Here is a 13,503-nt window from a genome sequence, read left to right on the forward strand (position 1 = left end):
CTGTCAGCGACCGAACGCCCGTCCGGGGATGCCCGGCCGGGCGTTCGGCGTCGTGGGGGTGGATGGGACGATGGGACGCGCGGCCCGGAAGTCGATGAGTTCGAGGAGTGTGGCGATCGGTGAAGATTCGGATGCTCGGTGTCGCGGCGCTGATGACCGCGGCGGGGACGCTCGTCGGATGCTCGACCGGTCAGGTCCTGGCCACCGACACGGATTCCGGCGTGATCACCGTCGGCTCCGGACAGTCACCCGACAGCCGGGTCCTCGCCGAGATCTATGCCGCGGTGCTGCGCGGCACCGGTGCCTCCGTCGACACCCGCCTCGGACTCGACGACGGCGAAGAACTCGCCGCACTGGATGACGGCTCGGTCGATCTGGTGCCGGAATACATGGGTGGGCTGCTCCTGCGCCTTCAGCCCGGCGCCGAGGCGATCGAACCGGACGAGGTGTTCGAGGAACTGAACAGGTCTCTGCCTCAGGGCCTCTCGGTCTCGGACTATGCGGTGGCCGAGCAACCCGGGTCCGGAGATGCCGGCGAGGCCGGTAGCGAAGCGGCAGCGGCGAACGTCGTGCCGCTGATACGCGGTGGTGCGCTGACGCCGCGACAGGTCGAAGCGCTCAACGTGGTAGCCGGTGAGCTGACCACGGACGAACTGACCGAGATGGGGGACGCGGTGAGCCGCGGTGACGTCGCGCCCGAGCACGCCGCGAACGAGTGGCTCTCCGCGCGCTGAGCCCGGATTCCGGGTCGCCGACCCGGAATCCGTGGCGGCGGCGTCATTTTCCGCGGGTGTCGTCGCCGCTCTCGAGCTGCCGGATCCGGTCTGCGGCTTCCCGGAGACGCGCCTTCCGCTCGTCGGCCTCCGACTCCTTGAGTTCGTCGTAGATCTCTTCGTCCTCGTCGCTGAAACCCAGGATCATGCGCGGCACGCTGAGCGTGACGATCAGTGACGGCCACACCACCCACGCGTAGTCCCAGTCGACGATCATCTGCAGCACGAGGAACGTCATCAACGTGATGCCGATGATGATCCAGTCGAGGGACTCGACGGTTCTGCCGCGCTGCCGCAAGGAGGCGAGTTCGGTATCCGGGTCCGCCGGCGCGGGCACGTCGCTCCGCCGCACGGCCGGGACGGAGGCGGGCGTATCCACGACATGGACGTGCCCGTCGGTGATCTCGAGCGGCACGCCGCCCGGAAGTCCGGCGAAGGCCGGTCGGGCATCGGGCAGGGTACGCGCCTGCGCGACCCAGCCCGACCGGTCGTAGAACTCCGACGAGTCGAGTCGTCCGGCGGCGTAATGCTCGCCGAGAACGTTGAGCGCGTGCAGACGCTCGTCGTCGCTGAGCAGGATGTCTTCGGAGCGTGAGTCGTCCGTCATCAGATCCGCCGTCCGGTCGAATTGTCGGACCCAACTATAGAATCTCCTGCGCCGCCCCGCGACCGTCAGTCGTGCGCGCCCTCGGGTGCTTCGCCTGCCATGTGCGTCCGGAGAAATGCTCCGACTTCGTTCACCGCCTCGGCGGCTTCCCGCACGAGTCCCGCCTGAAGGTGCGCGACATGCCATAGTTCGGGCTGCTCGGTGAATTCGAGGTCGACGTCTGCCGCACGCAGCCTCTTCGCGAACTCGCGGATCTGCGGGTACAGCACCTCACTCGTGCCCACCTGGATCAGTGTGGGCGGTAACCCGGCGAGGTCCCCGTGCAGCGGCGCGTAACCGGGATCGGTCGCGTCTCCGCTGCCGAGATAGGCGTCGGCGGACGCGAACACCCACGCGGTGTTGATGACGACATCCCGATCGAACGGCACGGTGCGCGAACCCGGATCGACCCAGGGGGAGAGCAGGCCGAGCGCGGCCGGCGTGACGCCGTGCCGGTCGATGAGCCGGCGGGCAGTGGCGACCGAGAGGCCTCCGCCCGCGGAGTCGCCGGCGATCGGTGTCTTCGCCGCCTCGACCCCGTGCTCGGTGATCAGGTCGATGTATGCCGCGACCGCGTCGTCGAGTGCGGCGGGGTAGGGATGTTCCGGGGCGAGGCGGTAGTCCAGTGCGTACACGGCCGACCCGGTCGCGGCGGCGAGATGTGCGACCAGCGACCGGTGGGTGGCGGGGGAGGCGCAGGTGTATGCGCCGCCGTGCAGATACAGCACCGCCGTCGGACGTTCGGTAGCCCCGACGGTGACCCGCTCCGCGGGTCTCCCGCCGAGTTCGATCTTGCGGACGACGGTGCCCTTGGGTAACGGCTGGATCGGTGCTGCGGCCTCGAGCAGCCGACGTTGCACCGAGTACGGCAACCGGGCATTGAGGGTGAGCCGGTAGAGGGGACGCAACGTTGCCCGGACGAGGCGCAGAGGAAGCTGTGGCATCGGCGCAGCCTAGTTCTTGGGTAGGACGCGACCGGCAATGGTCGCGACGACACGCTGGTAGGACGGCCCCACGAGCCGAACCCAGCCGTCGAGGAACTTGGCGTCGGCACCGATAAGCACCCGTGCCTGATTCTTCCGGACGCCCCGAAGGATCGTCTTCGCCGCCTGCTCCGCGGTGGTCCGTGCGAGCTTGCTGTCGAAGAACTGCGCGAAGCCGGCCTGGTCGTCGCCGTCGGGTACGGCGGCGTTCCGGGCGATGGCCGTCTTGATGCCACCGGGATGCACGCACGTCACCTGCACCGGATGCTTGGCGATGAGCATTTCCTGACGCAGCGACTCGGTGAACCCGCGTACGGCGAACTTTGCGGCGTTGTATGCCGTCTGGCCGGGGATGCCGAGCAGACCGAACAGGCTCGACACGTTGATCAGGTGGCCGTCGCCGGAAGCGATCAGATGCGGGAGAAAGGCTTTGGTGCCGTTGACGACGCCCCAGAAGTCGACGTCGACGATCCGTTCGATGTCCTTGAACTCGGATCGCTCGAATTCGCCGTGGTAGGCGATTCCGGCGTTGTTGTAGACCTGGTTGACCTTGCCGAAGTGCGCGACGACGGCTTCGGCATACGCGAAGACAGCTTCGCGCTGCGTGACGTCGAGATGGTCGGACTTTACTTCCGCGCCGAGATCGGTTGCCAGACGGACAGTTTCCGCAAGGCCGACGGCGTCGACGTCGGACAGTGCGAGCTTGGCACCGCGACCGGCGAGATCGACGGCGAGCGCCCGCCCGATACCGGACCCCGCTCCCGTGATGACGACGACCCTGCCTTCGAATTCGCTCACTGGATTGCAGCCTTCCGGGATGCGCGCTCGGTGCGCTCGGTGGGGGTGCCGGCGGAGGGACCGGCCGGGAGGGAGGTGAGGTCGGCCTCGGCGACGGTGCGGTACGCCTCCAGATCGAATTGCTTGGTGATGCGCCGGAATTCGAAGGTGAACCCGGGCCACAACGTCGTGTTGTTGCCGTGCTTGTCGAGATACCAGCTGGCGCACCCCCCGTTGTTCCACACGCTGTTCTTCATCGCGTGCTGGAGGTCGCGGTTGTAGTCGTCCTGGATTTCCCGGCGCACTTCGACCGTGCCGATACGGTGCCGATCGATGGTGTCGATCGCGTCGACGAGGTAGTTGAGCTGCGATTCGATCATGTACACCATCGACGTGTGGCCAAGTCCGGTGTTCGGGCCGACGAGGAAGAAGAGGTTCGGGAACCCCGCGATCGTGGTGCCCTTGTAGCCCTGCATGCCCGACTCGTCGAAGACGTCTGCGAGAGACCGGCCGTCCTTGCCGAAGATCCCGGCGAACATCGGCGAGTCGGTGACGTGGAAGCCGGTGGCGACGACGATCGCATCGACCTCGCGGGTGGTGCCGTCCTTCGTCACGATGCCGTCCGCGGTGACCTCGGCGATCCCGTCGGTGACCAGGTCGACGTTCGGGCGGTCGAGGGCGGGGTAGTAGTTGTTCGAGATGAGCATGCGCTTGCACCCGATGGCGAAGTTCGGTGTCACCTTGCGCCGCAAGGCGCGATCGGAGATGCCCCGGCGGATCTGGATGCGCGCCGCGAGTTCGAGCGGCTTCATGAACACCGGTGCCTTGGTGAGCCCGACGACCTGCGTCTCTCTCATGAGGTACTGGAGGGTGCGCGACAACCGCTGGAATCCGGGGATGCGGCGGAAGGCGAACTTCTCCGCCTTCGTGTACTCACGATCGGCGCGGGGGAGCACCCACGGCGCGGTGCGCTGATACACATCGAGGTGCGCGACCCGGCCGGCGATGGCGGGCACGATCTGGATTGCCGACGCGCCTGTGCCGATCACCGCGACTCGCTTGCCGGCGAGGTCGGCGTCGTGGTTCCAGCGGGCCGAGTGGAAGATTTCGCCGCCGAAGCGCTCGATGCCGGCGATATCGGGCAGCGCCGGCTCGCACAGGGCGCCCACGGCCGACACGAGGTTCTTGGCGCTGAAGTCGCCGTGGGTGCTGCGGACGTCCCAGCGGTGCGTGTTCTCGTTCCAGCGCGCGTCCTGGACGTCGCACCCGAAGATCGTCCGTCGGCGGACGTCGTACTTGTCGGCGACGGAGGTGATGTACGCCTGGATCTCGGGCTGGGGAGAGAACGACCGGGTCCAGCCGGGGTTGAGGGCGAACGAGTAGGAGTACAGGTTCGACGGCACGTCGCATGCGGCGCCGGGATAGGTGTTGTCGCGCCAGGTGCCGCCCACCTCGTCCGCGCGTTCGAGGACCAGGAATTCTTTCCCTGCTCGGGACAGTTTGATGGCGGCGCCGAGTCCGGCGAACCCGCTGCCGATGATCAGCGTATCGATCCGGCGCGTGGTATCACCGGCGGAGGTGTCTGTAACCGGAAGACTCATGTATCTGAGATTAGGGCGTCGAAGTGGCGCGGTCAACACTTTGTTGACGATTATTCAATAAGGATGCTTGCATGGGAACCGTGAGCGGCAACAGTTCCGGGAAAAGTGGACGACGGACCCGTCTGAGCCCGCAGCGACGTCGTGCGCAATTGATCGAGCTGGGGGTGGAACTCCTCGCGAGTCGCCCCCTCGAGCAGATCTCCGTCGAAGACATCGCCGACCGGGCCGGGGTGTCGCGCGGGCTGCTGTTCCACTACTTCGCGTCCAAGCACGACTTCCACGTCGCCGTTGTGCAGCACATCAGCAGCGACATGCTCGAACGCACCGCGCCCGACGAGAACCTGGACCCGATGGAGATGCTGCGCGGCACCGTCGTCGCGTACGTCGACTACGTCACCGAGCGTCCCGGCACCTATGTGTCGATGTTGCGGGGTTCGGTCAGCGCAGATCCGGACATGCGATCGGTCTTCGAGGCCACCCGGCGCGCGATGGTTGAGCGCACCGTCACCCATCTGCCGAGCATCGGCATCGATCCCGACGCCACGGTCCGGCTCGCGGTCCGCGGCTGGGTGGCGTTCGTCGAGGACATCACCATCGCCTGGCTGCAACAGCAGGGGATATCGACGTCTCCGGGACCGGATGATCCGGAGGGTGGCTCCGCGCTCACGCGCGAGCAGTTCGTCGACCTCGCCGTCGCCGCGCTCCCGGCGGTGGTGGCGTCCGCGCAGTTCGCGTCGAGCGGCTAGATCCGGCCCAGCCGTGCTCGGCCCGGAATGCCGCGAGCCGGGCCGGTCGTCCCGTGGGACGAACCGACCCGGCTCGCATGAGAACCGTCAGGCCCCCGTGAGGGACCGGAACGGGGCTTCTACCGTGTGAAGGCCTTCTCGAGGATCTCCTGCTGCTCGACAGCATGGACCTTGCTCGAACCCGAGGACGGCGCAGACATCGCACGACGCGAGATCCGCTTGATCCCGGCCAGCTTCTCCGGGAGCATCTCGGGCAGGGCCAGACCCAGGAACGGCCAGGCACCCTGGTTCGCCGGCTCCTCCTGGACCCAGAAGAACTCGGACGCGTTCGGGTACATGTCGAGTGTCTCGGCGATCCGGCGACGCGGCACCGGGTACAGCTGCTCGACCCGCAGGATCGCGATGTCGTCGCGGCCTTCCTTCTGCTTCTTCGCGAGCAGTTCCCAGTAGATCTTGCCGGAGGTCAGCAGGACGCGCTCCACCTTCGAGCGGTCCGCCGAGTTGTCCTCGTACGGGATCTCTTCGAGAACCGACCGGAACTTGCCCTCGGTGAAGTCCTCGATGTTGCTGACCGCTGCCTTGTTGCGCAGCATCGACTTCGGCGTGAACACCACGAGCGGACGACGGATGCCGTCGAGGTGGTGACGCCGCAGCAGGTGGAAGTAGCTCGCCGGCGTCGACGGCATGGCGACGGTCATCGAACCCTCGGCGCACAGCTGCAGCCAGCGCTCGATACGGCCCGACGTGTGGTCGGGGCCCTGGCCTTCGTGGCCGTGCGGCAGCAGCAGCACGACGTCGGAGAGCTGACCCCACTTGGCCTCACCCGACGAAATGAACTCGTCGATGATGGACTGCGCGCCGTTGACGAAGTCACCGAACTGCGCTTCCCACAGGACGAGCGCGTCGGGGTTGCCCACCGAGTAGCCGTACTCGAAGCCCAGGCCCGCGAACTCGGTCAGCGCCGAGTCGTACACCATGAAACGGCCACCGTTGCCGGCCTCCGCTGCCACCGCCGCGAGCGGGCTGTAATCCTCGCCCGTCTTGCGGTCGATCAGCACCGAGTGCCGCTGCGTGAACGTGCCGCGCCGCGAGTCCTGCCCGGCGAGGCGCACGAGTGCGCCCTGCTCGACGAGCGAACCGAAGGCGAGGAGTTCCGCGTAGGCCCAGTCGATCTGACCCTCGTGGGACATCGTGCGGCGCTTCTCGACGACGGGCTTGACGCGCGGGTGCACGCTGAAGCCCTCCGGAACGTTGACGAAGGCGTCGCCGATCCGTTCGAGCACCGCCTTGTCGACGGCGGTCTTCAGACGCGTCGGCGGGGTCTGGTCCAGCTCGACCGATTCGGACGGCTCGGGCTGGTACTTCTCGAGTTCGCGCACCTCGTTGAAGACCCGTTCGAGCTGACCCTGGTAGTCGCGCAGGGCGTCTTCGGCTTCCTTGAGCGAGATGTCCCCGCGGCCGATCAGGGCCTCGGTGTAGCTCTTGCGGACACTGCGCTTGGTGTCGATGACGTCGTACATCGCCGGCTGCGTCATCGACGGGTCGTCGCCCTCGTTGTGGCCGCGGCGGCGGTAGCAGATCATGTCGATCACGACGTCCTTGTGGAACTTCTCGCGGAAGTCCACGGCGAGCTGCGCAACCCACACACAGGCCTCGGGGTCGTCGCCGTTGACGTGGAAGATCGGCGCGCCGATCATCTTCGCGACGTCGGTGCAGTACTCCGACGACCGCGAGTGTTCCGGCGCGGTGGTGAAGCCGACCTGGTTGTTGACGACGATGTGCACGGTGCCGCCGGTGCGGTAGCCGCGCAGCAGCGCAAGGTTGAGCGTCTCGGCCACGACACCCTGACCGGCGAACGCGGCGTCGCCGTGGAGCAGCAGCGGCAGAACCGTGAAGCCGCCCTCACCCTTGTCGAGGATGTCCTGCTTGGCGCGGACGAGGCCCTCGAGCACCGGGTTGACGGCTTCGAGATGCGACGGGTTCGCGGTGAGCGACACCTTGATGTCGTTCTCGCCGAACATCTGGATGTAGGTGCCCTCGGCGCCGAGGTGGTACTTCACGTCACCGGAGCCGTGCGCCGCGGCCGGGTTCAGGTTGCCCTCGAACTCGGTGAAGATCTGCGAGTACGGCTTGCCCACGATGTTGGCGAGGACGTTGAGGCGACCACGGTGCGGCATCGCGATCGCGACCTCGTCGAGCTGGTGCTCGGCGGCCTGATCGATGATGGCGTCCATCATCGGGATGACCGACTCGGAACCCTCGAGCGAGAAGCGCTTCTGACCGACGTACTTGGTCTGCAGGAACGTCTCGAACGCCTCGGCCGCGTTGAGGCGGCTCAGGATGTACTTCTGCTGGGCGACCGTCGGCTTGACGTGGTGCGCCTCGACGCGTTCCTGGATCCAGCGCTGCTGATCGGGCTCGAGGATGTGCGTGTACTCGACGCCGACGTGGCGGCAGTAGGCGTCGCGGAGCACCGACAGCACGTCGCGCAGCTTCATCTTCTGCTTGCCGTGGAAGCCGCCGACGTTGAACTCGCGGTCGAGATCCCACAGCGTCAGATCGTGGGTGGTCACGTCGAGATCGGGGTGCGACCGGAACTTGTCGCGCACGAACTGCAGCGGATCGGTATCGGCCATGAGGTGGCCGCGGCTGCGGTAGGCGGCGATGAGCTCGAGCACGCGGGTGCTCTTGTCGACCAGACCCTCGGGCACGTCCTGGCGCCAGCGGACCGGCTCGTACGGGATGTGCAGGGTGTGGAAGATCTCGTCGTAGAACCCGTCGGAGATCAGCAGCTGGTGGATCGTCTTGAGGAACTCGCCCGACTCGGCACCCTGGATGACGCGGTGGTCGTAGGTCGAGGTCAGCGTCAGCAGCTTGCCGATACCCATCTCGGCGATCCGGGCGTCGGATGCACCCTGGAACTCGGCCGGGTATTCCATGGCGCCGGCGCCGATGATCGCGCCCTGGCCGCCCATGAGACGCGGCACCGAATGCACGGTGCCGATGCCACCCGGGTTGGTCAGCGAGATCGTGACACCGGAGAAGTCCTCACCGGTGAGCTTGCCGTCGCGCGCGCGGCGGACGATGTCCTCGTATGCCGAGTAGAACTGGGCGAAGTTCATCGTCTCGCAGTTGCGGATCGCGGCGACGACGAGTGAACGGGAACCGTTCTTGCCGGGCAGGTCGATCGCGAGACCGAGGTTGACGTGCGCGGGAGTGACGAGGTTCGGCTTCCCGTCGATCTCGGCGTAGTGGTTGTTCATGTTCGGGTACGCCTTGACCGCCTGGACGATCGCGTAACCGAGCAGATGCGTGAACGAGACCTTGCCGCCCCGGGTGCGGGCGAGGTGGTTGTTGATGACGATGCGGTTGTCGAACATCAACTTCGCGGGAACCGCGCGGACGCTGGTGGCCGTCGGGATCGACAGCGAGGCGTTCATGTTCTTCGCGACGGCAGCAGCTGCGCCCCGCAGAACCTTGGTCTCCTCGGCACCGTTCTTGTCCGCCGAGCCGCTCGCGGGCTTCGGTGCGGGCTTGGATGCAGCAGCGGGCTTGGAGGCAGCCGGCTTCGGCGCGGTGGCGGTCTTGGAGGAGGTGGTCGGCTGGGGTGCAGCAGCCGGCTTCGCCGGAGTCGTGGACGAGGCGGAAGCCTTCGGTGCGGCGTTCGCAGCAGCCGTGGACGTCTTGGTCGCGGTGGGCTGGGAGGACTTCTCAGTGGTCTTCACCTCGGCGCCGTTCGAGCCTCCGGCCGCGGCTGCCTCGGGAGAATAGTCGGTGAGGAACTCGTGCCAGCTCGCATCCACGGACGACGGATCGTCCTGGAAACGCTGGTACATCTCGTCAACCAACCACTGATTCTGTCCGAACTGTGATGTAGAGCTGCTGCTCACGGCAGTTGTTCGCCTCGTTTCTTTCTTCGGTACCCGATCGGAGCGCCTATGCATATGAGGCTAGCTGGTGGGTGTGTGACGATCCGAACTGATCATCCATGCCCGAGAGCCACCTCACAATCTGAGTCGACGGGGTCACCATCGACGACGGTTCTCGACCGCCGATTATTCCCTCAATCGTGCATCGCCGCAGCACGGGCCCCGTTACAAATGCGAGGACTCACGTGTGATCCTCGCGGTGGCAGGTGACACGGCCGCGTCGTCCGCGGTCTCGGGGACGAGCGCGCCGGAGGCAAGTTGCCACAATGTGCTGTACAGACCGCCGGACTGTCGCAACGTCTCGTGGCGTCCGGTTTCCACGATCCGCCCGCCGTCGACGACCACGATCAGGTCGGCGCGAGCCGCTGTTGCCAGTCGATGCGCGACGATGACCGCGGTTCTCGATCGGGTGACTGTCGCGCCGGCGTCGAGCACCGCGCGCTCGGTGGCGGGATCGAGCGTCGCGGTCGCCTCGTCGAGCAGCAACAAGTCGGGATCGACGAGTTCGGCGCGTGCGAGCGCGATGAGCTGTCGCTGACCCGCGGACAGTCCCTGGCCTCGCTCGCCGACGGGGTGGTGCATACCGCCGCTGAGCCCGGCGATCATGTCCAGGGCACCCACCACCCGTGCCGCATCCTCGATACGCGACCGGCTCGACTCGGGTCGCCCGTACGCGATGTTGCTCGCGACCGTCCCCGTGAACAGGTGCGCCTCCTGGGGCACGACACCCAGCCGCGCGCGATAGTCCGGGAGGCGGTACTGCCGCAGGTCGGTGCCGTCCACCCGCACCGACCCCGACGTGGGGTCGTAGAAGCGTGCCAGCAATTTGACGATCGTCGATTTCCCGGCGCCCGTCCGGCCGACGAGAGCCACGGTGGCGCCCGCGGGAATGTCGAGATCCACGTCGGCGAGTGCGTCGGAGTCGGCACCGCTGTAGCGGAAGCCCACCTCGCGGAGTCCGACGTCCCCGCGCAGTCGGCCCGGGATGGGCAGGTCACCCGTCGGGCCGGATTCGAGGGAACTCTCGGTGCGGAGCAGATCACCGATCCGGCGGAGGCCGACGCGCGCCTGCTGATAGCCGTCGAACACCTGGGACAACTGCTGGATCGGGGCGAACAGCAGATTCAGATAGAGGACGAAGGCGACGAGCACGCCCGGGGTGGCCGAACCCGACGCGACTTCCCGCGCGCCCACGAACACGACTGCCGCCAGCGCGAGGTCGGACAGCAGGGAGATGAACGGGAAGTACAGCGAGATCGCGCGTTGCGATCGCATGCGGCTGCGCCGGTAGGAGTCGGCACGTTCGGCGAACAACCGTGCGGCGTTTTCCTCGCGGCGATACGCCTGAGCGGCCCGCAAGCCCGTCACGTTCTCCTGGAACATCGCGTTGACCTGCGAGATGCGTTCGCGGGATTGGGCGTACGCATCGCGCGACACCGACCTGAACCAGAACGTCACTGCAACCAGGATCGGGATGGCCGCCAGGACCACCAGTGCCAGCGACCCGTCGGTGACGATCAAGGCGACCGAGATGCCCGTCAGCGTCAGCACGCTGACCACCGCAGTCGACAGGCCGGTCTGGATGAACTGCGACAGCGCATCGACGTCCGTCGTCATCCGCGTCATGATCCGGCCCGACAGTTCACGCTCGTAGTAGTCGAGGCCGAGTCGCTGCAGGTGCGCGTAACTGCGTACCCGCAGCCCGAACAGGACCCGTTCACCGGCACGGGCGGTCAGAACCGTCAGGATCGCCACCGCCGCCCAGCCGACGAGCGCGAGGACGACACCCGCGAACGTGGCCTCCCACAGTGCCCGGGTGTTGCCGGGGGTCACGCCGCGATCGATGGCGAACCGGACGATCGACGGGAACGCGATCCCGGCGAGCGATTCGACCGTCAGGCACAGCGCCACAGCGGCGAGCAACAGTCGCACCGGCTGGAGGGTGGTCCACAAGCGGAACTTTGGGTCGGGCCGGCGCAGCGCGGCGGACTGCAACGCCGGTGCGTCACCCGGCGTCTCGGTGGCCGGTGGAAGTGCGGCGACCGCTGCCTGCAACTCCGGTGTCGGCGCGATCGCGCCGAGCGCCCCGCCCGCAGGCCCGCCGCCACCGGGACCACCCGGGCCACCCGGGCCACGTGGAGCAGGGGGGTGGGGTCCGGCACTCGTCGCCCCGGCGGCTTCGAACCCTTCGGGCCACAGGTCGCCGGTGTCGAGCGTGTTCGACTCGTCGGGCCGGTCTTCGTCGAGCATGTCGTTGCCCGACAGCAGCCGGCGGAAGACGGGACTGCGCGCGTCGAGTTCTTCGGCGGTACCGACGTCCACGATCCGTCCGCCGTCGAGAACGGCGACACGGTCGGCCAGCGCCAGCGTGGATCGGCGGTGGGCGAGCACGAGCGTGGTGCGCAGCGGTTGTGCCCGGAGCGCCGCGTAGATCGCGCCTTCTGTTTCGGCGTCCACCGCCGAGGTCGCGTCGTCGAGGATCAGCACACGCGGGTCGACGAGCAGGGCACGCGCGAGCGCGACTCGCTGGCGTTGTCCGCCCGACAGCGTCAGTCCCCGTTCGCCGACGACGGTGTCGTAGCCGTCGGGAAGAGCCTCGATGAACTCGTCTGCCCGGGCCGCGGCCGCGGCCGCGCGGATCTCATCGTCGGTGGCGTCCGGGCGGCCGAGCGCGATGTTCGACGCGACCGTGTCGGAGAACAGGAACGGTTCGTCGAAGACCGGGCTCACCGCCGCGCGCAACTGCTCGGCGCGCAGGGATGCGACGTCGAAGTCGACGCCTCCGGAAGTCAGGCACACCGAGCCGGTGTGGGGCGAGTAGAACCGCGGCACGAGCAGCGACATGGCTGTCTTCCCGGATCCGGCGGGGCCGACGATCGCGACGGTTTCACCGGGCGAGAGTTCGAGGTCCACGCCGCGGAGGATGTCGCGACCCGGTTCGAATCCGAAGGTGACGTCGCGGAAGGCGAGCCCCAGAGGACCGTCGGGCAGCGACACCGGATGCGGAGGATCCGCGACATCGGGTTCGGTGTCGATCACCTCGTAGACGCGCTCGACCGCGGCGCGGGAGAGTTGCGCCATGATCAGCACCTGCGCGAGGGTGCGCGTCGTCGCGGTCATCGTGGCCACATAGGCGGTGAACGCCACGAACGTGCCCACGGTGACGGTGCCCTCGAGCGCCAGCCATCCACCCAGCGCGATGGTCGCCACCAGTCCGAGCTGGGGGATGGCACCCATCGGTGCGGCGAATCGAGAGTTCACGCGGGCCGCCCGCAACCGCTCGGCGTACAACCGGCGGCCGTGGCTCTCGAGCTGGTCCACCGCGCGGCTTTCCTGCCCGAACCCCTTGACCACGCGGACCCCGGTGACGGTTTCCTCGACATGCTGGGCGAGATCGGCGGCGCGTTGCTGCGCCGACCACGTGGCAGCGAACAGCTTCGGACGCACGATGCGGACCACCACCACGATGAGCGGCACCGTCACCACCGCGACGAGCGTCAGGACGGGCGACAGCGCGATCATGATGACGATCGTGAGGGCGAACTGCAGCAACGCACCCGCAGACATCGGCACGAGCGCGAGGAGACCCTGGACGAGTTGCAGGTCTGTGATCGACCGCGACACCACCTGGCCGGTGCGGATCCGGTCCTGGCCGTGACCGTCGAGCCGCTGCAACGATCCGAGCAGACGCAGCCGCAGGTCGTGCTGGACGTTGAGCGACAGCTTCCCGGCCAGCATGCGCCGGCCGTATTGACATGCGAACCGGACGAATGCACCGACGGCGATCGCGCCCGCGGCCAATCCGATCAGACGGGTGTCGTCCGGGGCGACGTCGCCCTGTCCGGTGGCGGTGTCGAGCGCGATCTTCGTCAGCAGCGGAAAGGCGATATCGATCAGTGCCGCGACGACGGTGACCGCGAGAGCACCGAATGCTTCGTTGCGATGACGCAGGGCCTCGCCGCCGAGCCGGCGGATCCAGCCCGCCGCCGGCGACTCCGATGCGGTGACATGTGCCATTCGATCGACACTATCGCCGTCCGGTGACACC

The 13,503-nt window shown here is 67.5% G+C and carries 8 protein-coding genes; 2 read left to right on the top strand and 6 right to left on the bottom strand.

Annotation, left to right across the window (positions count from 1 at the left end):
- Window positions 1–119 precede the first annotated feature (119 nt).
- The gene (locus RDCOP1_RS09830; RefSeq protein WP_143152190.1) at window positions 120–734 is read left to right on the top strand and encodes a glycine betaine ABC transporter substrate-binding protein; all 615 of its coding nucleotides are present in this window, start codon (window positions 120–122) and stop codon (window positions 732–734) included.
- Window positions 735–777: 43 nt separating this feature from the next.
- Here the strand turns inward: RDCOP1_RS09830 and RDCOP1_RS09835 are convergent, their stop codons facing one another.
- The 4 genes from RDCOP1_RS09835 to RDCOP1_RS09850 all read right to left on the bottom strand — a co-directional run bounded on the left by RDCOP1_RS09835 (window position 778) and on the right by RDCOP1_RS09850 (window position 4,780).
- On the bottom strand, window positions 778–1,380 hold the full coding sequence (locus RDCOP1_RS09835) for a DUF1707 SHOCT-like domain-containing protein (protein WP_072699925.1): 603 nt from the start codon (window positions 1,378–1,380) through the stop codon (window positions 778–780).
- Between the two features lie 65 nt (window positions 1,381–1,445).
- On the bottom strand, window positions 1,446–2,363 hold the full coding sequence (locus tag RDCOP1_RS09840) for an alpha/beta hydrolase (RefSeq protein ID WP_072699926.1): 918 nt from the start codon (window positions 2,361–2,363) through the stop codon (window positions 1,446–1,448).
- Between the two features lie 9 nt (window positions 2,364–2,372).
- Window positions 2,373–3,200, bottom strand: a complete 828-nt coding sequence (locus RDCOP1_RS09845; RefSeq protein WP_072699927.1) for an SDR family NAD(P)-dependent oxidoreductase — start codon at window positions 3,198–3,200, stop codon at window positions 2,373–2,375.
- Entirely contained in the window at window positions 3,197–4,780 is a 1,584-nt protein-coding gene (locus tag RDCOP1_RS09850; RefSeq protein WP_072699928.1) for a flavin-containing monooxygenase, read from the bottom strand. The genes RDCOP1_RS09845 and RDCOP1_RS09850 overlap by 4 nt, the downstream gene beginning before the upstream one ends.
- A 71-nt stretch (window positions 4,781–4,851) precedes the next feature.
- Here RDCOP1_RS09850 and RDCOP1_RS09855 point away from each other — a divergent pair, with 71 nt between their 5' ends.
- Window positions 4,852–5,526, top strand: a complete 675-nt coding sequence (locus RDCOP1_RS09855; RefSeq protein WP_072699929.1) for a TetR/AcrR family transcriptional regulator — start codon at window positions 4,852–4,854, stop codon at window positions 5,524–5,526.
- A 119-nt stretch (window positions 5,527–5,645) separates the two neighbouring features.
- Here RDCOP1_RS09855 and RDCOP1_RS09860 read toward each other — a convergent pair whose 3' ends face one another.
- Together RDCOP1_RS09860 and RDCOP1_RS09865 are read right to left on the bottom strand one after the other, a co-directional pair.
- Complete coding sequence (locus RDCOP1_RS09860; RefSeq protein ID WP_072699930.1) at window positions 5,646–9,416, bottom strand: multifunctional oxoglutarate decarboxylase/oxoglutarate dehydrogenase thiamine pyrophosphate-binding subunit/dihydrolipoyllysine-residue succinyltransferase subunit; 3,771 nt, start codon at window positions 9,414–9,416, stop codon at window positions 5,646–5,648.
- A gap of 204 nt (window positions 9,417–9,620) precedes the next feature.
- Window positions 9,621–13,472: an ABC transporter ATP-binding protein gene (locus tag RDCOP1_RS09865; protein ID WP_084722537.1), complete on the bottom strand. Its 3,852-nt coding sequence runs from the start codon at window positions 13,470–13,472 to the stop codon at window positions 9,621–9,623.
- Window positions 13,473–13,503 lie beyond the last annotated feature (31 nt).

The organism is Rhodococcus coprophilus NBRC 100603, from assembly GCF_001895045.1.
GTDB classification, from domain to species: Bacteria; Actinomycetota; Actinomycetes; order Mycobacteriales; family Mycobacteriaceae; genus Rhodococcus; species Rhodococcus coprophilus.